Origin of the sequence: Methanolobus chelungpuianus (assembly GCF_024500045.1) — an archaeon.
GTDB classification, from domain to species: domain Archaea; phylum Halobacteriota; class Methanosarcinia; order Methanosarcinales; family Methanosarcinaceae; genus Methanolobus; species Methanolobus chelungpuianus.
On sequence record NZ_JTEO01000002.1, the window covers coordinates 419,074 to 442,174 of the forward strand.

General features: G+C 49.5%; 20 protein-coding genes. 9 read left to right on the forward strand and 11 right to left on the reverse strand.

What is annotated here, in order from left to right; genetic code table 11:
- Positions 1 to 12: 12 nt before the first annotated feature.
- From PV02_RS03030 to coaBC, 4 genes are read right to left on the reverse strand one after another with little or no spacing between them, the layout of a single operon-like run.
- Complete coding sequence (locus PV02_RS03030) at positions 13 to 645, reverse strand: HD domain-containing protein (RefSeq protein ID WP_256621884.1); 633 nt, start codon at positions 643 to 645, stop codon at positions 13 to 15.
- On the reverse strand, positions 636 to 1,406 hold the full coding sequence (locus tag PV02_RS03035) for a 4-phosphopantoate--beta-alanine ligase (protein ID WP_256621885.1): 771 nt from the start codon (positions 1,404 to 1,406) through the stop codon (positions 636 to 638). Before PV02_RS03035 ends, PV02_RS03030 begins: the two co-directional genes overlap by 10 nt.
- A 35-nt stretch (positions 1,407 to 1,441) precedes the next feature.
- On the reverse strand, positions 1,442 to 2,326 hold the full coding sequence (locus PV02_RS03040; protein ID WP_256621886.1) for a pantoate kinase: 885 nt from the start codon (positions 2,324 to 2,326) through the stop codon (positions 1,442 to 1,444).
- The gene (coaBC, locus tag PV02_RS03045) at positions 2,323 to 3,570 is read right to left on the reverse strand and encodes a bifunctional phosphopantothenoylcysteine decarboxylase/phosphopantothenate--cysteine ligase CoaBC (protein ID WP_256621887.1); all 1,248 of its coding nucleotides are present in this window, start codon (positions 3,568 to 3,570) and stop codon (positions 2,323 to 2,325) included. The genes PV02_RS03040 and coaBC overlap by 4 nt, the downstream gene beginning before the upstream one ends.
- A 168-nt stretch (positions 3,571 to 3,738) precedes the next feature.
- Here coaBC and PV02_RS03050 point away from each other — a divergent pair, with 168 nt between their 5' ends.
- From PV02_RS03050 to PV02_RS03090, 9 genes are all read left to right on the forward strand, one after another.
- Complete coding sequence (locus PV02_RS03050) at positions 3,739 to 4,275, forward strand: GNAT family N-acetyltransferase (protein WP_256621888.1); 537 nt, start codon at positions 3,739 to 3,741, stop codon at positions 4,273 to 4,275.
- Between the two features lie 141 nt (positions 4,276 to 4,416).
- The gene (locus PV02_RS03055; RefSeq protein ID WP_256621889.1) at positions 4,417 to 5,250 is read left to right on the forward strand and encodes a formylglycine-generating enzyme family protein; all 834 of its coding nucleotides are present in this window, start codon (positions 4,417 to 4,419) and stop codon (positions 5,248 to 5,250) included.
- Positions 5,251 to 5,521: 271 nt separating this feature from the next.
- Entirely contained in the window at positions 5,522 to 6,562 is a 1,041-nt protein-coding gene (locus PV02_RS03060) for a Vms1/Ankzf1 family peptidyl-tRNA hydrolase (RefSeq protein WP_256621890.1), read from the forward strand.
- Positions 6,563 to 6,613: 51 nt separating this feature from the next.
- The gene (locus PV02_RS03065) at positions 6,614 to 7,204 is read left to right on the forward strand and encodes a DUF7109 family protein (RefSeq protein ID WP_256621891.1); all 591 of its coding nucleotides are present in this window, start codon (positions 6,614 to 6,616) and stop codon (positions 7,202 to 7,204) included.
- Between the two features lie 31 nt (positions 7,205 to 7,235).
- Positions 7,236 to 8,012 (forward strand): SAM-dependent methyltransferase, encoded by a 777-nt coding sequence (locus PV02_RS03070; RefSeq protein WP_256621892.1) that lies wholly within the window; start codon positions 7,236 to 7,238, stop codon positions 8,010 to 8,012.
- 101 nt (positions 8,013 to 8,113) lie between these two features.
- On the forward strand, positions 8,114 to 9,112 hold the full coding sequence (locus PV02_RS03075) for a tetratricopeptide repeat protein (RefSeq protein ID WP_256621893.1): 999 nt from the start codon (positions 8,114 to 8,116) through the stop codon (positions 9,110 to 9,112).
- A gap of 97 nt (positions 9,113 to 9,209) precedes the next feature.
- Positions 9,210 to 9,851 (forward strand): histidinol phosphate phosphatase domain-containing protein, encoded by a 642-nt coding sequence (locus PV02_RS03080; RefSeq protein ID WP_256621894.1) that lies wholly within the window; start codon positions 9,210 to 9,212, stop codon positions 9,849 to 9,851.
- Between the two features lie 31 nt (positions 9,852 to 9,882).
- Positions 9,883 to 10,548 (forward strand): cyclase family protein, encoded by a 666-nt coding sequence (locus PV02_RS03085; RefSeq protein ID WP_256621895.1) that lies wholly within the window; start codon positions 9,883 to 9,885, stop codon positions 10,546 to 10,548.
- Positions 10,549 to 10,776: 228 nt separating this feature from the next.
- Positions 10,777 to 11,643: an archaellin/type IV pilin N-terminal domain-containing protein gene (locus PV02_RS03090; RefSeq protein WP_256621896.1), complete on the forward strand. Its 867-nt coding sequence runs from the start codon at positions 10,777 to 10,779 to the stop codon at positions 11,641 to 11,643.
- Between the two features lie 152 nt (positions 11,644 to 11,795).
- Here PV02_RS03090 and PV02_RS03095 read toward each other — a convergent pair whose 3' ends face one another.
- The 7 genes from PV02_RS03095 to PV02_RS03125 form a co-directional block, all read right to left on the reverse strand.
- Positions 11,796 to 12,272 (reverse strand): hypothetical protein, encoded by a 477-nt coding sequence (locus PV02_RS03095; protein ID WP_256621897.1) that lies wholly within the window; start codon positions 12,270 to 12,272, stop codon positions 11,796 to 11,798.
- 35 nt (positions 12,273 to 12,307) lie between these two features.
- Positions 12,308 to 12,853 carry an XTP/dITP diphosphatase gene (locus tag PV02_RS03100; RefSeq protein WP_256621898.1) on the reverse strand — a complete coding sequence of 182 codons (546 nt, stop codon included), beginning with the start codon at positions 12,851 to 12,853 and terminating at the stop codon, positions 12,308 to 12,310.
- A complete protein-coding gene (locus tag PV02_RS03105) occupies positions 12,846 to 13,445 on the reverse strand; it encodes a Kae1-associated kinase Bud32 (protein WP_256621899.1) in 600 nt (199 codons plus the stop codon). Before PV02_RS03105 ends, PV02_RS03100 begins: the two co-directional genes overlap by 8 nt.
- 5 nt (positions 13,446 to 13,450) lie before the next feature.
- A complete protein-coding gene (locus PV02_RS03110) occupies positions 13,451 to 14,443 on the reverse strand; it encodes a bifunctional N(6)-L-threonylcarbamoyladenine synthase/serine/threonine protein kinase (RefSeq protein ID WP_256621900.1) in 993 nt (330 codons plus the stop codon).
- A gap of 38 nt (positions 14,444 to 14,481) precedes the next feature.
- Positions 14,482 to 17,961, reverse strand: a complete 3,480-nt coding sequence (locus PV02_RS03115) for a PGF-pre-PGF domain-containing protein (protein ID WP_256621901.1) — start codon at positions 17,959 to 17,961, stop codon at positions 14,482 to 14,484.
- A 171-nt stretch (positions 17,962 to 18,132) separates the two neighbouring features.
- Entirely contained in the window at positions 18,133 to 18,516 is a 384-nt protein-coding gene (locus PV02_RS03120) for a hypothetical protein (protein ID WP_256621902.1), read from the reverse strand.
- Positions 18,517 to 18,650: 134 nt separating this feature from the next.
- On the reverse strand, positions 18,651 to 22,871 hold the full coding sequence (locus tag PV02_RS03125; RefSeq protein WP_256621903.1) for a PGF-pre-PGF domain-containing protein: 4,221 nt from the start codon (positions 22,869 to 22,871) through the stop codon (positions 18,651 to 18,653).
- Positions 22,872 to 23,101: the final 230 nt, after the last annotated feature.

Genomic DNA, 23,101 nt, shown 5'->3' on the forward strand with positions numbered 1-23,101 from the left:
ATTTTTACACATCTACTCCAGTTCGGACCTCAGCTCCTCAAGGTACAGGTGCATTATCCTTAACCTCTGCTCCGCTATATCCCTTGCAGTCCGGGTGTTCAGCCTTTCCATTATCCTGAAAGGCTTCCTTTGCATGTAATCGTAGAACCCGTCGAATGGGTCCTCCGTATAAGCGTTCATTGAGGTTTCCTTGATCGTACCGATGGTGCTCTTCAGAGCCCTCAGTGCTCCCATGGATACGAGAGAGCGGAAGATCCCCACGGCTCCGAGGGCATCCAGCCTGTCCGCATCCTGCAGTATCATGGCCTCGATGGTCTCGGCCTGCATCCCTCTGCTGAAGCGATGGGTGAGGATACAGGAAGCCACATGCTCCACCATATTCTCTTCCAGGCCCCGCTCGGCAAGGAACTGTCTTGCTATCTCGGCGCTGTAGACTGCGTGGTTTCCGCCTTCCTGATGCTCCCTTACAATGCCGGCATCATGGAGCAGTGCGGCAAGCTGCAGCACCTGCAGGTCTCCTCCCTCGGTCTCCCGGATGCGCAGGCAGAGCTTTTCCACGCGCTCGATATGCGAGATGTCGTGGGTGCTTGGCTCCCCTTCCAGCAGTCCGGAGACGAACTCCCTGGTCTGCTCGATCAGATCCATCGGATACCTCTCTCTTCGGACTGCTGTTTCAGCCTTTCCTGGATGGCATAGAGGGCATCTGAGATGACCTTGCTGTTATCATACGTTCCAACAACTTCCAGGAGGGACTGCCTGCTCTGCTGCTTCATGTCCCTGGCGAAAAGGGTCATGTTCTGCAGTGCCCGGGTCACATTGTCGACGATGGTCACAGTGGCGCTAAGTGAGGTTCTTGACAGCGGGTTCAGGTCAATGGCAATGACAGTCTTGCCCATCTCCACCAGTTTCTGGCAGCGGTCCCCATCTTCCAGGGGCACCAGCACCACATCTGCGCTGAAGATGCCCTCCTCGTCCACTATCGCCCTGTCATGGGACAGGTCCAGCCTCTTGTCGCCCTTGCCTCCAAGCACCCTGGAAGCGCCGTGGGACTTGAGCAGCTCCGTGATCTGATGCACTCTGGCATCGCTCCTGTGGAACAGGTTCACTTCAAGGGTCGCCCCGGTGATATCTGCAAGGGCCACCATGCTTTCGGGTACAAGCGCCGCAGTGTTCCCATTCACCGATATGATCGGGTTCCCTGCGAGGAGGATATGTGCCACGGCAGCCCTTTCCGCCACAGCGGCAGACTCCGTGGTCTTTTCGCCTATAAGGTAATCGAAAGCCTCACCCCTGCCCTGCGCCACCAGCCCTTGCAGACTTGTATAGCCCATCCTTACGCCTTCCACTATTTTCTCCCTGGTGATCAGGGACTCGTATCTCGGATGGTCCCTGGGAATCTCAGTCATATATCCGTCTCCTTGATCATTCTTGCGTCACCCTTTCAGATCATTCTGATACTGCCCGGATTTATCCTGTAGTGCAGCACCTGGCCGAAACCGGAGAGAACCTCCTTCAATTCTGCACCCGTGCTCTCTGTCCCGACTGCAAAGACCGTGTTGCCCAGCATGGCCTGGGATGCCATTCCACCTATGGCCTCCACAGCCTCAATAATATCCGTGATCTCATCAGTAGCAAGGTTTGCACCAATGGAAAAGTCCCTGGCACATCTCATGAAATTCTCCATGCAGGGTCTTACCATAAGCCTTTTCATGGCTTCCTTTCCTGCATCATTTATATTTCTCACAGCCTCTCGGCTTCCCAGCACCATGCCCGTGGACAGCTTTCCCAGGACCACACAGTATACATCCGATTCGCCTGAAGGTATCCTGTCGCATGAACCCACACCCGGAGCCCCCGGTGAGGTTCTTATCACGGCTCCTCCCAGTGACTGCGCTGCCACATCCCCGAGCCCGCTGCTGTTGCGGACTTCAGCAACATGCGCTATCCCGTTGAGCTTATTGGTGGTAAGGTTCAGCGACAGTACCCGGTTTAGCGCATAGGCCGTTCCAAGGGAGCCGGCGCCGGATGCACCCAGTCCGCATTCAACCGGCACCTGGGTAGTGCTCTCAACCCTGACAGGCCTATCGGTAAGCATTTCCACAACAGTCCTGCTGGTAATCCCTTCAACTTCTTTCCCGTTCAGCAGGATGACTGTCTCTTCGATGCCTTCACCCATGGTCACCGTTGTCTCGATCCCTGCACTGAGCACTATCCCGCAGCCTGTGGAGCCTTTTTTCATAGGGTCCGCATGGTCGTGCACTTCGAAAAAACCTGTTATGTGGGCAGGTGCAAAAGCTCTGGCACTGAGCGCATAATGACTGTTCATTTAATTTTATCCCCTGCAGAAAGCATCATTGCGATCTCGTCCATCAGGGCACCTGCGATCAGGCTCTTCGGACCCCTTATATTGCCATGCTCCTTCCTGTCGGGCCTGATAAGATACACACTGTTCTCATCCGTTCCCATGCCTCCCTGGCTGACATCGTTGGCAACTATCATGTCAAGGCCGGAGTTGGCGAGTGTCTGCAATGCACGGTGGAAAAGCTCTTCTCTGTCTATTCCTGTCTCCGCCTTGAACCCTATTATCCTTATTTCCGGGAACGCTTTCCTTGCTTCCGTTATCAGCTTGCGCGTGGGTGTAAGTGAGATTACGGGTGAGCCTCCGGACTTGATCTTCGTCCCGGCTGCCTCCAGTGTATAGTCCCCGATGGCTGCAGCGCTTATCAGCACGTCGTAACCTTCTGAGAGCTCCTCCAGCACGGCATCTGTCATCTGCCCTGCGCTCTCTGCGAAAATCTCCCGGATACCGCCCATGCCAAGCCTGTTCCTGTGAACGATTGTAACCTCGGCGCCCCTGCGATAGGCTTCCAGCGCCAGTTCGGCACCTGTCTTTCCCGATGCACGGTTGGTGAGGATCCTTATGGGATCAACAGCTTCTGCCGTCGAGCCGCTTGTGATGAGTATCTTCTTCCCTCGCAGGCTGTGGCCTTTTAACATCCGCTCGGTCTCAAGCACTATCTCTTCGTTGCTGCTTATCTTGGCGATACCCTCTTCCATCCTGGGCCCAACGATGGCTATCCCCCACGACCTTAATTTCTCCAGGTTATCTGCCACAGCAGGGTGCCTGTACATATCCTCATGCATGGCAGGCACCACCATGACAGGCTTGCCTGCTCCGATGGCAGTAGTTGCAAAGGTCGTTACAGGTGTGTCATCTATACCTGTCGCCATCTTTCCGACAGTGTTGGCAGTTGCAGGTGCCACAAGAAGTAGGTCGGCCCTGCCTTCTTTCCCAAAGAACTCCACATGCTCCACCTTTCCGGAGATCGCAGTGACTACCTCATTCCCTGTAGCGTAGTGCAGGGCCATGGGATTGATGATCCAGGATGCGGCCTCGCTCATGACCGCATATACGTCCGCTCCCCTGCGTATCAGTTCCCGTGCAAGCTCCACTGTCCGCACGGCTGCTATGCTGCCTGTGACCGCCAGCACTATGGTCCTGCCTTCCAGTGAGCCGGACTTTGAGGATCTGATCCAGAGGGTGGGATGTCTGTTTGGAATCTGGGGCATATTCCGTCCTTTTTTGATTAAATAAGTGGATTTTTAGTATTTAAGGAGGGTGGCCAGAACAGTTACATTTTTTCCGCAGGTCAAACCAGTTTAGTTTCTGTAATCCCTTATTATATGTGTGCCATATACTTATACAGGTTAAATAGCTGAAAAGCAGGTGCCTTTACATTGACCCCTCTGATATTTCCACGTCCTGGAACCCTTGAAGACAAGCACAAGCTTTTAGTCCTCTATCGTGAAGTTGCCACTCTTTCAGGCGGCATTATCCGGGAAGCCTCTGAGGTCACAGAGGAATATGTGGACAAGTTTGTCAGGAACAGTCTTACAGGCGGCATGATCTTTGTAGTCGATGATGCCGGGAGCGACAGGCTCATCGGGGAGATACACACCTACAGGCCTGCCCTCAAGGCTCTTTCTCATGTTCTTGAGCACCTGACAGTCGTAGTGCATCCCGACTTCCAGAGGAAAGGCATTGGGAGGACGCTTTTCAAAACAATGCTTGATAAGGTGAGGTCAGAACATCCCGGGGTTCTCAGGGTCGAGCTGATAGCAAAGGAGAGCAATTACGCTGCACTGAACCTTTACAGTTCTCTTGGCTTTATCGAGGAGGGCAGGATGGTAAAAAGGATACGGAGGCCTGATGGCAGTCTTGAGGATGACGTACTGCTGGTGTGGATGAATCCGGATTATAAAGGGATTCGGTAACATCGCAGAATCCAAAGATGGCTTTAGTGCCATTATTGTTCCGGAATTGCCCCTGAATTATTCCGGTATTGGCTGCCCCGGAGCTGGCTATATGGATACCTATTAATATATCATGTCTGAAAAATGCCATAAGTGGTACTTATGTGGTGCGATACTAAAAGAGTAATATCTATCCTTATAGTGCTCCTTTTAGCTATATCAGTTACAGGATGCACTTCAGATGACAATGGTGACGATAATGCAGATGGCAGTCTGTCCTCAGGCACTGGGGATGCAGGTGATGAGCTCACCAACTCCATAGGTATGGAATTCCGGTATGTGGAAGCCGGCACTTTCACAATGGGCTCTCCCAAGTATGCCGCTTCCCAGCCGGTACATCAGGTGAGGCTGCAGAAGCCGTTCTATATCGGCAGGTATGAGGTCACCCAGGAGCAGTGGGTCGAGATCATGGGCAGCAATCCTTCAGTATCACAGGGCAATAAGAAGCCTGTAGAGAGTGTGTCCTGGAACGAGGTTCAGGAATTCATAGCCAAGCTCAATAAAGAGGAGGGCACTGCCAAATACAGGCTGCCTACAGAGGCAGAATGGGAGTATGCGTCCAGGGCAGGCACGACCACTCTTTACTCGCTCGGCGAGATGGACGAAAAGGAAGGTCCCTTCCTGAGAGACTATGCATGGTATCAACCCAATTCAGGGGGAAGCACTCACAATGTCGGTGAAAAGCTTCCAAATCCCTGGGGACTGCATGACACATACGGCAACGTGGCCGAACTCGTGCAGGACAGCTGGGGAGATACCTATTCGGCTGCAAAGGAAGACGGCAGTGCAGTAGTGAAGAGCGGAAGCACACTTGTGGTCGCCAGGGGCGGAAGTTACTCCAGCAAGGATAATGCGCTTGAATCTGCCTACCGTGCAAAGAAGGACGCCCGCGATGGGGATGCTAATACCGGTTTCAGGCTCGTGATGGAGGCCTGAGATCCTTTTTTTCCTGCCTTGCATTCGCCGGAATTAACTATCCAGTAGCTGGATACAAAGTTGATAACAACAGGGTCGTGTGAACAATTGCATGGATATCATGAAACAGTAAAGGCGCTGTGGCCGGATTCTGCCGGTTTGTATTCTTTATGCAGGAGCCCTCATATCCCCCAGCGGGTCTGCTTCTGTTTGCAAAGGTGATGCTCCCGCTAACCGGGAAAGGAACAGGGATAGATAGGCTTTTTATATAGAAATTTCTATTGATGTTTTGATGGCAGAACAGGGCAAGCCTGAAAAAGGCAAACTTACGGGCAACATCAATTCCCTATTCAGCAGGTATACGGGGAAGGAAAAGCTGGAGGAAGAGATCAGCCGGCTGAACTCACGTATAGCTGAACTCGAAGCGGAGGCAGGCATCCTGCAAAAGCGCATGGATAAGTGTGCTGAGAGTGAAAAGAGAGCTGTGGCAGCAAAGCAAGCTGCGGAAGAGAGCCTTAATGCCGCAGAAGTGAGAATCGTCACCCTTGAGCACGAGCTTGAGTCCCATAAGGGTTCCGCTCCTTCGCAGGCAGGCTACAGGCTTGTCGAAACTCTCTCCCTGCGCAGGGCAAAGGATCACTTGCAGTCCTTATCCTCATTAAGGTCATCCTCTGCTGACCTGCTGACAGCATACATGCCTCCCGGGAGATCCCTGTCAGGGGAGGCATACAGAGATATGCCTGCAGCCCTGATCGACCCGGAGGCTCTGCAGCTTATCCAGAGAACTGACTCTTCCACAGGATGGGTGCTTTTCTATGACCCGGGTCACTTGGTCAACGAGTTGCTTGTCCCCCCGTTCCAGGTAGGACATGCTGAATGGTCTGCAGGGAGCTCTTTCAATGTGGAGCCTTTGCTGAAGCTGATAGAGCGGGAGGAAGCAGCCCTGGTGATTGTCGCCCATGCAGGCGAGTCCCTTGTAGCTTACTCCCGCGACTCGGGGGAGACAGACTTCTACGAACTTGTCCGGAGCAACGTTAAGTCCAAGCACTCGAAAGGGGGATTCAGCCAGAGGCGATTTGAGCGACTCCGGGATGAGGAAGTGGTTCATCATGCTGAAAAGGCACGGGCTGCCCTTATAAAGCTGCTTGGGTCCCTGCAGGTGGCTCCTGATTACTTCCTGCTCGGAGGCGATGAACAGCTGGCAAAGGCGATAAGCTCAGGTGTGGCGGAAGATACACCGCGGCTGGTGTCGTCTGCAGATGTGCGTATTGAAAAACATAATATCAATGAGATAATGAAGCAAATGCTCGTTCTGAGACGTTACAAGTTGTGAGTGTGTACTGAGAGCAGGCGACCAGATAGAAGATAGGCTGAGGCGAACCCCATGATCACAAAGGATGAACTGTCAGGTATAATTGATGCGCTTGGCGCTTTAAGCGAGAAGGAAGTGTGCTCCGTGGCACAGGAGATATCTTTTATCAGGAAGGAGGATTTCTCGCCGGACATTATCACTCAGATGTGCCGCGAGGCACTTGATGAGCATCTGCTCGAACTCATAGGCCCTGCTGAGATTCGTCCCACGTCAGCACAAAAGGCAGCATCGGATGGTGGCACTGAGGGACCGGCCTGTTATATTCCCGGTCCGAATGCGTTCCCTGATGTTCCATTCGAGCTGAGTGAGGCCATCGATATCCTCATGATCACAAAAAAGGAAGTGGACTGGGAAAAGGTCTCATCACGCTTTTCTGCAAGCCTGCACGCTAAGGCTATGCAAATGAGCGAGGACATCTCCTCTCTCCCCGGAGGCAGGCCGGCTGAAAAAGAGCTATCCTGTCTTTCCGAGCGGTACAGCAATCTGCTAAATCTCTACTACGATTACGATTCCTGGCTGCCTGATGGAATGGGCGACATGGAAGATGAACTGCAGGATCTTAGCATGAAGCTTGAGGATCTCAGGGCTGCACAAGGTATTTGATACTTGGATTTAATCAGGCTAACAGATCCATATGGCAAGAGACAGACGAGACAAGTATTACTGGAGGGCCAAGGATGAGGGCTTTCGTTCACGGGCATCCTATAAGCTTTTCCAGATCAACGAGAAACATCATATCATTAAGCAGGGAGATACCGTGGTCGACCTGGGAGCTGCACCGGGAGGCTGGCTCGAGGTTGCAAAACAGATCTCCGGCGGAAGGGTCATTGGAGTGGACCTGCAGAAGATCTCTCCTATCGAAGGTATCGAAACAATAAAAGGTGACATCACCTCCGACAGGACCATTGAGAAAATAGTGGGAATGGTAGGTGTAAGAGGTGCTGATGTCGTTATCTGTGATGCCGCCCCCAATCTTTCAGGCAACTGGAGCCTGGACCATGCAAAATCCATAGACCTGACCACTTCGGCCCTTGGCTGCGCCAAGAAGATCCTCAAGCCTGGCGGCAACTTTGTTGTCAAGGTCTTCCAGGGCGACATGTTCAAGGATTTCGTTGACAGGGTGGGCAGGAATTTCTCCTACGTACACTCCTATACCCCGGATGCGTCCCGCTCCCAGAGCGCAGAGATATATGTTGTCGGGAAAAAGTTCCTCACATCTCCTGTCCGCAAAGGCGATGAGTTCGATGTGGAAATAAACGAGCTTGGCGCAAGCGGTGACGGTGCAGTGCTGATCGATAATTTCGTGGTCTTCGTGAAGGATGTCAAAGTAGGCGACAATGTGCGCATAAAGATCGAAGATGTGAAGCCGAATTTCGCATTTGCTAAGGTCATGGGGCAGAAAGGTGAATAAATAAATATTGTTTTTATACCATCTCATCCATATCCTCTTATATCAGTTGCTCTGTCAATTGCTCTGAGCCTGTTTCGGTAATGTCCGGGTGAATATCATCGATGGCACTGGAAGAACTGTTCTCAAAAGGTGTTCCCAAACGCAGCATCCTGGCCATTCTAATCGTCCTCGTTATTCTGACAGGCTGCATCTTCATTGGCGATTACTCAAAGAAGCGCACATCCGCCGAGGTGGAGGCACGGTGGGAGCAGGCCCTGATCCACAGGCAACAAAAGGATTTCGGGAGCGCGGTCAGTACATATAACAGCGTTTTTGGGATCATCTCCTCGTCCGACTATCCTGATGAGTATGCAATGACCCATTACCATCTTGGAAAGATATATGAAGAGATGGCCCTGTATGGGAACACTTCCGCCAACCTTCAGAACAGTATCTCTTCTTATTCAAATGCACTCGCATTCTTCTCAAAGGAAGGCAGCCCTGCAGAGCATGCTCTTGTACAGTATAGCCTTGGAGATGCATATCTCCGATTATATGATTCAAGCGGCGATCCTGAAAGGCTGGACACTTCAATAACCGCTTACAAGGAGTCTCTCAGTTACTACACCTTTGCAAGGGACCCGGTATATTACGCCTCAGCAAATAATAAGCTTGGGAACGCATACAGGAAGAAGGGCCTTTCAGGCGGGGAAACGAATACACTTTCTGAAGCTATCGGCTTCTATAATGAATCGCTGAGGGTCTTCAGGAAAGACACCTACCCGCAGGAATATGCAGGCGTGCAGAACAACCTTGGTAACCTCTACATGGAGATGGCTCGCATGGAGGGCAGTCCTGATAAGCTTAACCTGGCTATAATTTCCTACAACAATGCCCTTGAGGTACTTACCCTGGAGAACAATCCGGTAGAGTATGTCACAGTCCAGAATAACCTGGGAAATGCCTATTTCGAGTTATCCGCGACCAGGGACAGGTCTGAGAACATTGAGAAGTCTGTGAATGCCTATCGCGAATCCTTGAAGGTCTTTACCATAGACCTCTTTCCGGTAGAGCATAAGGGTGTTCTGGCTAATATCGCCAGGGCCTATAAAAGCCTCTAAGCTGACAGCATATGAAGTCCTGCTTCTATGAATGGGTTTATTTAAGTGGAAAGCATAGGCAGGCATATACTAAACAAAATATCCTTGAGGTGTTGTCATGATAGATATGCATACCCATACGATTTTCAGTGACGGAGAGCTTATACCCAGCGAGCTTGTAAGGAGGGCTGTGGTCCATGGCTACAGGGCGATAGGCATCACTGATCATGTTGACTTCTCCAACGTGGAGCATGTCATAAGCAATGTTAAAAAGGCCAAGTACCTGGAGGATGAGTACGATATCCGGGTGCTGGTGGGTGTCGAGATCACTCACGTGCCGCCTGCCAGGATAGCGGCCCTGGCAAGGAAATCCAGGCAGCTTGGAGCGGAGATCGTTGTGGTCCACGGTGAGACCCTCAGCGAGCCTGTCATGCCGGGAACCAATGCTGCGGCAGTGGAACTGAGCGACGTGGATATCCTTGCCCATCCGGGATTCATAACAATTGAAGAGGCTGAAGCCGCATGTGATAATGATGTATGTCTTGAGATCACCGCACGCAACGGCCATAACAGGACTAACGGCCATGTCGCACGCATAGGTATGGAAGCCGGCGCGATACTGGTAGTGGACACCGACGCCCACAGCCCTGAGAATCTTATTACCCGGGACTATGCCAGGAAAGTTGCCATGGGCTCCGGACTTACGGAAAAGCAGGCTAACGGGGTGCTGGACAATTCCCTGCGCTTCCTGAAATATTAAGCACCCAGATCGTCTCAGCCGGGAGTGCAGCATGCATGGCAGGATACTCGACATCACTGTAGGTATCTCAAGGGACACCCCGGTATTTCCGGGCGACCCTGAAACCCGGATAGAAGCTGTTTCTTCAATACCGTCCGAAGGGTATGCGGTCTCAAGGGTAACATTCGGGACCCATACAGGAACGCACGTGGACTCACCAGCTCACATCTTTGAAAATGGGCTAAGTATTGACCGGGTCCCTCTCAGCTCCATGATAGGTAAAGCACTTGTCCTGGACCTCTCCGATGGGACCGCCGATATCTCTCAAAGGGAACTGAAGGCAGCTTTCATGAACTCGTGTGCTGAGAACACAACAGGTGTTGACATCCTGCTGCTAAAGACCCGCAGGGTCAGTAATGGCATGTGCCAAAGCACAAATGGTCACGACACAGGTATCCGCGGACTCATGCCTGACGCAGGGATCTGGGTGGCAGAGCAGGGGTTCAAGCTTATTGGTACGGATACTCTTTCTGTGGACGCGGGCACTTCTCTGGACAATCACAGGCTCTTTCTGGAAAACAACGTTGTCATCCTGGAGAATATTGACGTTTCCGAAGTGTCAGAAGGTTCATATCACTTCATCTGCCTTCCATTGAAACTGGAGGGCTGCGATGCAGCACCTGCCCGTGTTGTATTGATAGAAGGCGGATTCTTCTGATATGGCTGTTCTCTTATAGTCTGAATAAATGCAACTATTTATATATTACCAATTTTATTATATATGTGAGACAGCTGAGAATCAGTTTATAGTGCAGAATGTCCTTAATGTCCAAACCTGACAACGGTTAAATAACAGCATTAATATACTATAAACTATATACTCCTGTTACACGATTGCTACAACGTTTGATGAGGGAAGCGCACGAAAGCAAATCAAAAACAGTCAATGCACAGTGACAACCGTGCACAGGTAGGTATAGGTACCTTAATCATATTCATTTCCATGGTACTGGTAGCGGCAGTCGCATCAGCTCTTCTGATCAAGACCTCCGGCGTACTCCAGCAAAAAGCTGCCCAGACAGGTACTGAAACAACAAGAGAGGTTGCTTCCAACATGCGTGTTGATCGTGTGGACGGCGAACGTGCGGCTTATTTCACGGTGACCGTAAGTGGTGGTTCTCCCTCTGCTACTACTATCTATATTGATAAGGGCGCAGTGGTAGAGTGGATATCCGAATACGGTGCTTTCTACATATCTGTGGATGGCGTTAATGATTCGGTATCACATGGTTCCTATTTTGAGCACCGTTTTACCCAGTCCGGGGCTTATCCCGTTACAATTAATGGCAGCAGTGCAGGAATCGTTATCGTAAGCGATACCCTTGAATACGGGCAGGTCACGAAGTTACATATATCTGTGTCTCTTGGACCTGGAAGTGAGGATGTGGACCTGTCGCAGATCATTATTTATCTGTCAGATGGAGCTCATGTTTCCAATGTGAGGTATGACATCTCCGATACCAGCGCTGCCATACACAAGCCCACGGCAGAGTATTTCTCTGTTGAGCCGGTGCGCATCCGTGACCAGAGTACTTTCAAGGCCACCCAGCCTGTACTAAGGACCGGTGACATCATGGAGATTGTCGTTGATGTCCGCAAAGTGTTTGGTGAGGAAGACCTTGGTTATGAGGGTATAACTCCCAGGACAGAGGTATCCGTCCAGATCAGGCCCGAAGCAGGTTCTCTGGTGTTCTTTGATTTTATAACACCCGGAGCATACTTCGATCTCAAGTACATCTCGCTGAAGTATTAAGGACATCTTTTTAGATGTTCCCTTGATCGTTTTCCTCTTTCAGGAAATGATCCTCTCAAGTACCTCAAGTTTATCAGAACTGGGATGGGGTACATTTCCTGTATGAAAGGACCAGTTCAAAAACATAGTCTCCATTAACGGTCTTTCAATGACTATTCCATATTGTCATGAACCGAGTATGTGCCAATTACCCCGCTAGCTTTTGCATGCAGTCTTCCCTGCCTGAACATTATGTTCTCACCGCTGATGATGAACGGGTTCCTATGCCCGCTGTCATATCGGACAGGGATGGTATTATTCTCAGGCAGCCATAGGGAATTGCTCAGGTTCCCGTCTGCATCGGGGTCAGGGTCCACGCCCATAGCAAGGAATCTTACCTTTTCCGGCAGCAACAGCCTGACAATACACATAGAGCCTTCAATGCTTCCCGAGACCAGAAGGTTTTCCGCATGACCATTCTCTATAGAGAGCAGTTCCACCGAAAGACCGTTGATCTGATCTTCAGTAGGGTATCCTGCAAAAAGGGTGATATGCTGTTCCAGGAAGCAGTGTAAGGAAGATGATGGTTCCTGTGAGTACCAGATAAAACACCATCTTCCGGGGAACTGTATCGATAGCTCTTGCATCACGCAGGGTTCCCTGCCTTTTTACAGAATCTCCTCCTTCAGTCAAGCCACTCGCAGAACTTGTCGAGGGCTCTTCTGCGGTGTGAGACCTTGTTCTTCTCCTCGTCTCCAAGCTCACCGAAGGTCTTCCCGTTGTAATCAAAAATGGGATCGTACCCAAATCCGCCTGTCCCTCGCTCCTCAAGCGCAATAGTTCCTTCCACGGTCCCGGTAAATACTACCGGCTCCTTACCAGGCTCGCAGTAGCCTATCACCGACCTGAAGACCGCGGTTCTGTCCTTCTCATCCTCCATGAGCTTGAGGACTCGCCCGTTGCCAAGATGCTCCTCCACAAAAGCCGAATACGGCCCGGGAAATCCGTTAAGGGCTTTGATGAAGAGCCCGGAATCGTCCACCATGACAGGCATGCCCAGCTTCCCGGCTGCCCAGCTGGCCCCATAGGCCGCTATGGGTTCCAGTTCATCCTCCTGCAGCTCCGGATAGCCATCACTGTTCTGGATGACCTCTATGCCTTTTGAGGTAAGTATGTCCATGGCCTCTCTTAACTTTCCCTTGTTACGTGTAACAAAAACGATCTTACGCATATCTTCCTCTCTTCTCTATTTCTGTAACCCTTTCAAGTATCTCGTCAGCACCCGAAAAAGAGCGCCTGTAACCCCTGCAGAAAGCTTTGGCCAGTGATTCGTGGTCGCGATGGGTGCTCTCAAAGGTCTGGAACAGCACATGCACGTCCACTCCCCTTGCTTCTACTGCCGGGCTCATGAAAGCCAGCCCGAAATCTATCATGTAGAGCCTGTCATTATAATATATCAGGTTCGATGTGGTCAGGTCTCCATGTATGATGCCGCCTGTATGAAGAAGTCCTACAAGCTCTCCTAGGCGCTCGCTCAGTTCCTCGTTGATCACATGCTTCAGGGCTGTTCCGGGAATGTACTGCATCCTGATCATCGAGTTTTCCACATCGTGAATGATCGGCGTAGGCACTCCAAGGCGCCTTGCTTCTGACATTATGCGGCTCTCGGCTCGGTTCCTCTCCTTCCGTATGCGCTCGTCAAGCTCCGGAAGACGGTATCTTTTCGGGATCCTTTCCTTGACCACAAGCCCGTTCTCCATTCTCACACTTGCTTCGGCACCGTTTGTAAGCTCCATTATACCATCGCCAACTCTTAAAGCCATCCCGATCACTCCAGCCAGGTGACATCCACATCATCCGGCCTGAAATTAGGATTGACATGAGAATTCTCTATACTCAGGACATCTCCTGCCTCGTACATCAGAAGGCCAAGATAAGCTATCATTGCCCCGTTATCACCCATGAACCTTTTTTCAGGCACATGGAATGACACTCTCCTGTCATTGCACATGATATCCAGCATTTCCCGGAGTCTCATATTGGCTCCCACCCCGCCTGCCAGCAACACCTCGCTCTTGCCGGTATGCGCAAGTGCCCGCTCGGTGACTTCCACGATCATCGCAAAGGCAGTTTCCTGCAGTGAGTAGCACACATCCTCAAGGGAATTACTCTTGAGTGCCTCAGTGGCTGCTGTGGAAAGTCCTGAGAAGGAGAGATCCATACCCTTTACTACATAGGGCAAAGGTATGTAATTCGTGGACTTCTTCGCAAGCTGCTCTATCTTGGGGCCACCGGGATGAGTTAAGCCCGCGCTGCGTGCGAACTTATCGAACGCATTGCCAAGACCGATATCCAGCGTCTCGCCGAAAACCCTGTATCTTCCCATCCTGTAAGCCAGCACTTGGGAATTCGCACCGCTGACATACAGGGTCACAGGGTCCCTTGCAGGTGTTTTCCAGCGACCTACCTCTATGTGGGCCAGACAGTGGTTAACGCCCACAAGCGGCACGTCGTACGTTATAGCCAGCGTCCTTGCAGCCGTTGCCACAGTGCGCAGGCATGCTCCGAGCCCCGGTCCCCGGGAGAATGCGATGGCATCAATATCAGAAGGTGAGACTCCTTTCTCCTTTGCTCCTTCCAGCACTTTCCTGATGACCATGGAGGCATACTTTGCATGGTGCTGGGCAGCTTCACGCGGATGGATGCCCCCGGTAGCGGGGCTATAAATATCTGTAGCTTCTGCAATGACATCTTTCTCATTGACTATGGCTGCGCTGAGATTCCATGCGGTACCCTCTATTCCAAGGACTGTTCCTTTCAAAATCTATTCTCCAGCGCTTAATGGTCAGCTTCATAATATTAATTTTGCTGTCCTCTTCGTCTTAATATATAAGCACATGTAAGTGCAACGCCGGAGAGGCCCAGGAGTGTATCGGAAAGCATATCCTTTTCGGTGTTATCACTATTGTTTTCGTCATCTGTCAGAGATACCATGTTACCTTCCAGATCCAGTAATAGTTCCTGAGGCTCTCTTCCCTGCCTGGCAAGGGCGAACTGTTTGCCCGTAATGGCAAAAGGTGAGAATCCGGGGGTCTTTGCCTCGAAATAGAGGTAGTTGTCATCGAAACCCGTCTGTTCCGTGGCAAGCTCCTCCCAAGCCCCGCCGGAGTACCTGTTGAGCTTTACTGTATAGGGGTCAATGGCGTTACTGAGAACCCAGGCCTGGCTGACACGGAAACCTATGACAGGCTCCATTATATTGTTCTCCGTAGCATATCCTGTCTTGCCGACCCAGATATTGATATTCCTGTAGGTGAGGTCCGGGGCTGCGTTCGCTGCAAAGCCGGAAGTGTTCTTCAGTACTTCAATAGTGGTGCTTATCTTGCCCGAGTTCTTCAGTGACAGGTACCTTATATACTGTATGTCATTCACCTCGTTGTCAAACTCGAATGTGGTGACCGTATCTTTCATAGTATTGACTGCAAGCACATCCTTGAAGAGGATGTTCTCGGCGCTCTCTCCACTGGAACCTCCGCCACCTCCTCCGGAGCCAGGTGATGAGGTCTGACTTGTTGTTACACTGATATTGGACCATTCACCGACGTTGACAACGAAGTCAATCGCCCTGAGGCTATAGGTGCATGTGGTGCCCGGTGGCAGGCCGCTGTCAGTCAGGGTTGAGCCAGAAGTGGTAGTGAGTGGAGCGCCGTTCCTTCTGATTTCCACATGGTCGGCATCAGCCGAGTTTTTCCATGCAAGGGTAACTGACGTGGTAGTCCTTGAGCTTGAGAGACCAGTAATGACAGGCGCAGTATTGTCCTCAACAGGGGCATATACGCTCAGGTGGGTGATGTTTGTGGTAATGGTATGTGCGGAACTGTTAACCGCACTTCTGAAAGGCGTCCAGTTTTCTTCAACAGGGTCGTACCATGCAATAGCAAGTTTGTCTGCATTACCCACGAAAGTCGGGTCATATCCAAGGGTAAGGGAGACATTCTTCCTGAATTCGTATGTGCTCACAGGCTCAGAGTCATTCATCACTCTGATATCAATAGCAGGGCCTGTAAAAGTGGATCCGCTGCAAGGGTCCTGCCCTCTGACAACAGCCGCAGCCAGGCTTCCCGGATTGGCGGATGTGCCTGTTATGTTGAAATTGAGGAGCGGGTAGGGGACAGTCCCAATCCCGGGAACCGGAAGCATTGCTTCATCGCTTCCACCTGCAGGGAAGATCTCTCCCACGCTCAGGTATATCGTGGTGTTATTACTGAAATACTTCTGATTGGAATAGTTTAGGATGGAAGTAATGTCCACGGTATTTATACCATTCAAAAGTGGGATATTGTCAATATTGAATGCTCCGTTCGAGGCAGGATGATAACTGTTGTTGATCTCCCCGTTGACATAAACCGAGACATTGGTCGCTATTCCGGCATTGCCGCTTATGTTAAACGTATTGTCGGGCAGGTAATATACTGTGCCGGAAGCCGGTGAGGTGATGGCAGGCTGGCTTGTAAACACGGTGAAGTTGATGGCTGTGGAGATTGTCTCTCCTCCCATCTCACGGGCAAACACTGTTATATTGTGGCTTCCGTCTGTAAGGTTAAGTGTAGTATTCAAATAATACGCCCTGGTCATAGTAGAATTTACTGCGCTGTCGATTTTGTAGCATATGTCACTGTATTTGTGACTTTTTATGTTGATACTGGGGTTGTTGCACTGGATTACTTCATCTTCGGTGATTCCCTGAAAGGTGATATAATTATCTTCTTTGAATGACAGGACCAGGGAAAAACTCTGCGGCTCCGGCTGCGTATGAATCTTCGCAGCATTCACATAGATTGTATAATTTCCTACAGCAGGGGTGGGTATATTTATGCATTCTACGTTGTTCGTATTGTCAGGTTCACTTCCACCGTTTCCAAGGTATGGGCCTGCTGGTCCAATGACTGCGAGATCAAGGTCGTTGACAAGTGCCTTTGAGGAAGGTAGACTTGCAGGATAATCAGTCCACACAAGAGTGGCCTGGAAGGGCTCCGTTGAATAGTTTACGCTATATGTTACATTCCACGAATCCCCGGTATCATTTAACCTCAGATTGTCGTGGTATTTTAATACCACCGAGTTTTGAGGAAAGAGTGAATTTTCCACGTCGACACGACCCCAGCCCTGAGAATTGTCAGGCCTTCTTTGAACTTCCTGATAACTCCCGGTGCCGTACTGTCCGGGGGTCATGTCATAGGCACCATTGATCAGAGTAGCTTTTATCAGTGCAGCACTAGGATTTTCCAATCCTTCAATGTCTGTATAATATTGCCTGGTAAGTGCAGCAGCTCCGGCGGTGATGGGTGTGGACATGCTTGTGCCACCCATATACAGATAATTATTGTCAATGCCCCCCCAACCTGTACCAGTTGCTTGACTTGATCTTGTTGATACTATGAATGTTCCGGGAGCAACTAAATCAGGTTTGGTTCGATTATCGTTAGTTGGTCCACGGCTGCTGAAGGCTGCTATGCCTTCTCTATTATTGGCCATGTAGTCATTAGTTATTGGATTTACAGGGAAGAAGTAGATCCATGAACCGCTTCCCCAGGTAAGATAAGGAGTTATCCCGAAGTTATCTCCTCTCTCGTTCTCCGAGGCACCGATGGTAAGGCAGTTCTTAGCGGTTCCCGGTGAACCAATTGAATTCTGATCTATTACTCCATCTTCGTTACTATCTTTTCCACTGTTGCCTGCTGAGAACAGTATCAACATGTCAGGATGTTCCCACATGAATTGGTCTATGTCTTGAGAATAGTCAGTATATTCTCCATCCGATGATACTCCCCAGCTATTGGTGTGTATCCTTGCTCCAAGGAGATATGCTTCATAAAACATCTCGTAAAGGTCATCTGGAAGTGCCAGATAAGCGGTACCGTCTCCGGCAGCCTGGAACACAAGCTTAGCTTCGGGTGCCATTCCACTATACTGCCCGCCAGAAAGTGCCCCATTACCCAGTACGGAACCTGCAACATGGGTCCCATGCCCACTCTGATCAGCAACGCTTCCGTCACCCTTTGAATCAATGATCTTTAATACTCTTCCTCTAAGATCGAGATGTACTGTATTCTTATTTCCAGTGTCAAGTCCCGTATCGCACACAGCTACTATCTGTCCGTTACCAGTTAACCAATAGTTATCACGTGTATCACTCGCTTTAATAATACTGGCAGCTATATCATTATGAACAGTAGGTTGCACATACTCTTCGATCCAGCTGACCTCTTCGATGGAAGCCACATAAGGTATCCTGGAAGCTGGAATTTGTACTTTCAGAACAGTTTCCGAAGCTGACATGATATCTCCATCCAGTGATGCTATTGCAGAGGCTACCTTTTCATAATCTGCAGAAGAAAAGATGATTATATGGTGTGTGTTTTTAATTTCAGACCCGGCTTCTGAGACATATGTATTCTTATCATCCATTGATTCAGGCATATATTTGTACGATGGCTTATACTCTCCAATTCACTTGACAAAGTCAAGTGAATATACCTGATTTTTTACACTCTCATTCATCTTCATAACAAATGCGTTATTTGGGACATAACCATAGATGGAAGCACCTTTTGATTCAATATCCTGTTTCCACATCGATCGCGTGGGACCAGTAAACTGTACAATGTAGTATTTTCCCGAGTCTTCTATGGATTGGACGGTGTAATTCATGGATTCGGGCTCAGCACTTTGCACAGGCTTTCCTTCAATTATATCTGTGTTTACGTGTCCTGCTCTCAAAAGCAGAAGACTGCCATCATTGAGATCTGCATGATATGTATCACCTGCAGCACACAGGGAAGTTGTTAGAGTTATCAGAATAAGCGTAATGAGAATCTTGTTTTTAGAGCGCATGAGCCTACACCCGGGTTGTATATTACACAGAGTATAATATTAATAATATATTTATTTGTACTGCTCAATACAATTACTTAAAATAATGCTGTCTGCAATGGACCTGCCATAAAAAGAAAGGTTCTAAAAAAGGGTTACTGCTCCCTGAGAAGGAAGCAGGCAAAGACGAATATCAGCAGTGTGGCAGTAAAAGAAAGAGCAGGTAATGCTTTTTCAGGCTGGCCCACATCTGTTTTTGAGTCGCCCGAACTGTTTTGAATGCCGACCCCGCTTTCTGCCGAATCTGTGGAGAAGAGGGCATCAGGTGTGCTATGCAGTGCTGTATCTTCAGGGAAGCTCTCGCCTGTGATCGCAAAAGGAGAGAATCCCGGTGTTATTGCCCTGAAGTAAAGGTAGTCTGCATCAGAGCCTGTCTGCTCTGTGGGGAGCCTGTTCCAGGCATTGTCTGCGTACCTGTTCAGAGCAATGGACGACGGGTCGATGTTGTTACTGCTCACCCAATCGTTATCGACTCTGAATACAATTATGGGGTCCTTTATGTTAGATCCAGTGGCATATCCTGTTTTGCCGAGCCAGATGTTGATGTGCCTGTAGATTACTCCTTCAGGCGAAGAGCCGGCAAAAAAAGACCTGCCCTTAAGCACTTCAACAGTTGCAGTTATGGTTCCCGAGTTCTTCAGGGATGTATACTCTACATACTGGACATCGTTAGCCGGATTCTTGAAATCGAACCTCACAAGGTCCTTGCCGACAAAGATGGAGCTTACGTCTTTCAGTTCTATGTTCTCGGCTTTTTCTCCGGTTGAACCTCCGCCACCGCCTCCACCACTGCTGGATGCTGGAGTTGATGTGGACTGTTCCACCGTCAGTACAACTCCCACAGTTACGTTCTCAGCCGGCATTACAAATGAATAGCTGGTCCCTGGGCTTAGTGTACCTGTCTGCACGGTTCCGCTGTCACCTGTCACACTTATAGAGGAAAACCTTTTGCCAGCCTCAATACCGGCAATTGTCACATTCACCGCTTCATCCGCTTTTGCTATGGACTTATCGGCAGTAACATTCGCAGTGCCACCTGTGACCGGAGCCACAGTGATCAGATAGCTTGCGTCCCCAATAGGTGCAGCGGCCCTGTTCACGACTATGGTATAGGACTTTTTGGCCGATGCGTCCTCAGCGGTCACTGCAACCGTGACAGTAGTCTTGCTTCCGGCTGGCTGAAGCGCAATTGTTTTAGCCGTACCGCTGTTTGCATCTTGACCATTCATCTTCATCGATGCTTTCAAGTCCGAGAGGACTGCGGTTACGTCAATTGAATTCACTCTGTAGTCGACGCTGACATTGTAAGAGATAGCGTTAGTACTGAATGTAGGGGTCAATGTACCTTTACTGACCATCAGAGCGGCCAGGTTTGCATTGGTACTCGGGGCCGCTGTCTTGACAACAGTAACCGTATATTTCTGCGTAGTCTTGTCTGCGGCTGTAACTGTGTACACTACTGGGTTTGTGAAGTTCTGCGCCACGCCGCTATTGGGAGATATGCCCGATCCTGTGTGTTCAATGGTCGGTACCAGTGATTCAACATTTGTTCCATAGGGAACTGTTAACACTATTGTCTTCGATGCTTCGTTAACGACTCCCACGACATCCGGATCGAGTCCGTTGAATCTGAAGCTGGTAATTGATCTGGCCGAACTTGGAGCTACTGTTACCGTGACTACGTAGCTCTGTTTTGCTCCGTCTGAAGATGTTACAATATATGTTATGGGTTTGGTGAAGTCCTGTGCAAGCCCGGAAGCAGGTGAAACGCTGGCTGCATTGTGTACTATTGAAGGTACCAGCGATTTCAAATCTGTTCCGTAAGGCACTGTAAGAGCAATGGTTTTTGCATTCTCGTTAATAACACCGGGCACGGCAGGATTAAGTTTGGAAAAACTAAAACCCTTAATAACAGGTTTAACATTGAAGTCCCACCCGTAAGAGAATGCCTGCCCTTTTGCCGTCAGGGCTGTGATAGATACATTGTAGTCACCGCTTTGGTAAGGAGTAGCTGCATTGTACTGTATCCTGTAGCCGCCATCTATAGTCACAAACGAGGATACAGGCACGGGAGCACCGTTGATACTCATACGTATGGAGCTTTTGTTTACTCCCCCAGGATGGACGACATCAGCTGAAATCATGGTTGTACTGTTGGCAGTAGAAGAACCTGCTGCAGGATACTCATTGTTATTGCAGGTGAAAGAAAGAACAAGTGCGAAAGGTTGTTTTGGCTGAGCTTTCGGTTCAACGATGTTGTATCCGCTGACTGTGACCGTATAGTCTCCACCTGTAGCACTTTTGATCTCGACTCCCTCTACATTGTTCACACGGTCAGGTCTGCTGTTACCGTAATATGTGTTCGCGGAATCAGAGATCTTCAGATCCAGATCGTTGACAAGTGCCTTTGAGGAAGGCAGACTTGCAGGATAATCGGTCCATACAAGTGTTGCTCTCAACGGGCTCCCTGCTTCAATATAACTATATTTAGTAGTCCATGCTCCTGAAGTTCCTATGCCTGTCTTATTATCATAGTATGCAATGACCTTCGGATACTCCGGGAAGAGTGAGTTCTCAACATCAACGCGTCCCCATCCCTGAGAATTGTCAGGCCTTCTTTGAACTTCCTGATAATTTCCGGTGCCATACTGTCCGGGGGTCATGTCGCGGGCGCCATTTATTAGTGTAGCTTTTAACAATGCGGCGCTCGGGCTTGTCAGTTTCTCGTTGTCTGTATAATATTGTCTGACAAGTGCCGCTGCTCCTGCGACCAGAGGAGTGGACATGCTGGTGCCGGTCGAATATGCATATTCCGGATAACCAGGCATGCTATAGAGGTTGGATATACTGGATTTTGTAGATGCTATATATGTACCCGGAGCAACAATATCAGGTTTTATCCTGCCGTCATCTGTTGGCCCACGACTACTAATGGCAGCGATTCCTTCAATGTTATTGGCCTTTATGTCTTCTTTTATAGGAGAACCGTAAGAGCTCCCCCAAGTTGTTGAGGTTAATGAAGAGCGATTGTTCTCTGAAGCACCAACCGTAATACAGTTCTTTGACGTTCCAGGAGGGGTGATAGAGTTTTGGTCAACTACTCCGTTCTTATTTGTATCTACTCCTTGGTTACCTGCAGAAAAGAGTATCAGCATATCAGGGTGATTCCACATGAATGCGTCAACCTGTGATGAAACCAGGCTATAGTTACCGCTATCCCCTGTGTAACCCCAGCTATTGGTATGGACTCTTGCTCCCTCATTATACGCCTGCCGGAAAAGTTCACTCAGATTGGCCAGAACACCTGTAAGATTCCCGGCATCATCAGCTGCAGCTTGGAATACCAGTTTTGCCTCCGGCACCATGCCTTTATACTTTCCACTCGATGATATGCCGTTCCCAAGCAGAGATCCCGTCACATGGGTACCATGTCCTGTCTGGTCTTCAGCGCCATCACCAACTAGGTCAAAGATTTCCACTATTCTTCCTCTGATGTCTGTATGCATTGTATTATCGTTCACACCAGTGTCAAGCCCCGTGTCACACACGGCAACTATCTGCCCTGTCCCGTTCAGCCTGTAATTGATGTGCACCTGATTAACGTTGATTATTCCTGCAGCAGCATCATTAAAAACGATCGGCACCTCATGTTCTTCGATCCAGCAGATACCTTCTATGGACGCGAGCTCATCGATCATATCCCTGGGAATATTGATTCTCAGGAGAGTACCGGAGTACTCCATAATGTCCGCGCCGAGTGAAACGATCTCTTCCCTGATCTTTTCGCTCTCTTCTTCATCAAAGAGGACTACTATCAGCTCAGATCCCGGGCCAGCAGATGAGATCGCTGGCAGATCCTTGTTGGTTGTAATGTCCAGCTGATGTTTATAGGATGCCCTGTAGTTTCCTGTCCATTTAACAAAATCGAAGGAATCGATATGCTCTTTTTGTGAGGGGTTCATCCTTACAATAAAAGCATTGTTAGGGATATAATCAAACAGCATGGCTCCGGTCCCGGCAAGTTCCTCTTTCCATTCTTCAAGTACGGGTCCGTTGAACTGTACTATATAATAGCATTCGAGGCGGTCATCAATGTTTGCCATATCAACTGAATATGAGGCGATCGATGCAGCAGGTTCTTCATCAGTTGCTTCGCCGTATACGATGGGAAAAGTATCCGTATGTATAGGACCGGCCTTTAGAAGGATCAGGTTCTCATTGTTGACATCAGATGTGACATTCTCATTTCCTCCCGCCAGTGGAAGAATGAGGAAAAACAGGATTATACCCCACAGGAACAGTATTTTTTTGTGCATTGCCAGACATCCGGTTTTTAGTCGACACAGTGGACTTTTTTGTAACTGTCCACATATCTGCACTCAAACGTATATAAAATCAGATATGTATTTTTCTCGATTTATATTATTCATCCAATTTCAATTGAATGATGGGGTTGTTTCTTACAGAAGATTACGCAAACCTTCGACTATGGTTTACTTATCTTAAGGGACTATAAAAATAAGTTGATTGAATACAAAATAGAATA

Bases quoted from the DNA above. Each gene is read 5' to 3' on its own strand.
- PV02_RS03065 (WP_256621891.1), top strand. From the start codon at position 6,614: ATGATCACAAAGGATGAACTGTCAGGTATAATTGATGCGCTTGGCGCT.
- PV02_RS03105 (WP_256621899.1), bottom strand. From the start codon at position 13,445: ATGGCTTTAAGAGTTGGCGATGGTATAATGGAGCTTACAAACGGTGCC.
- PV02_RS03100 (WP_256621898.1), bottom strand. From the start codon at position 12,853: ATGCGTAAGATCGTTTTTGTTACACGTAACAAGGGAAAGTTAAGAGAG.
- PV02_RS03035 (WP_256621885.1), bottom strand. From the start codon at position 1,406: ATGACTGAGATTCCCAGGGACCATCCGAGATACGAGTCCCTGATCACC.
- PV02_RS03030 (WP_256621884.1), bottom strand. From the start codon at position 645: ATGGATCTGATCGAGCAGACCAGGGAGTTCGTCTCCGGACTGCTGGAA.
- PV02_RS03115 (WP_256621901.1), bottom strand. From the start codon at position 17,961: ATGTCAGCTTCGGAAACTGTTCTGAAAGTACAAATTCCAGCTTCCAGG.
- PV02_RS03060 (WP_256621890.1), top strand. From the start codon at position 5,522: ATGGCAGAACAGGGCAAGCCTGAAAAAGGCAAACTTACGGGCAACATC.
- coaBC (WP_256621887.1), bottom strand. From the start codon at position 3,570: ATGCCCCAGATTCCAAACAGACATCCCACCCTCTGGATCAGATCCTCA.
- PV02_RS03080 (WP_256621894.1), top strand. From the start codon at position 9,210: ATGATAGATATGCATACCCATACGATTTTCAGTGACGGAGAGCTTATA.
- PV02_RS03055 (WP_256621889.1), top strand. From the start codon at position 4,417: ATGTGGTGCGATACTAAAAGAGTAATATCTATCCTTATAGTGCTCCTT.
- PV02_RS03075 (WP_256621893.1), top strand. From the start codon at position 8,114: ATGGCACTGGAAGAACTGTTCTCAAAAGGTGTTCCCAAACGCAGCATC.
- PV02_RS03125 (WP_256621903.1), bottom strand. From the start codon at position 22,871: ATGCACAAAAAAATACTGTTCCTGTGGGGTATAATCCTGTTTTTCCTC.
- PV02_RS03085 (WP_256621895.1), top strand. From the start codon at position 9,883: ATGCATGGCAGGATACTCGACATCACTGTAGGTATCTCAAGGGACACC.
- PV02_RS03070 (WP_256621892.1), top strand. From the start codon at position 7,236: ATGGCAAGAGACAGACGAGACAAGTATTACTGGAGGGCCAAGGATGAG.
- PV02_RS03040 (WP_256621886.1), bottom strand. From the start codon at position 2,326: ATGAACAGTCATTATGCGCTCAGTGCCAGAGCTTTTGCACCTGCCCAC.
- PV02_RS03120 (WP_256621902.1), bottom strand. From the start codon at position 18,516: ATGCGCTCTAAAAACAAGATTCTCATTACGCTTATTCTGATAACTCTA.
- PV02_RS03090 (WP_256621896.1), top strand. From the start codon at position 10,777: ATGCACAGTGACAACCGTGCACAGGTAGGTATAGGTACCTTAATCATA.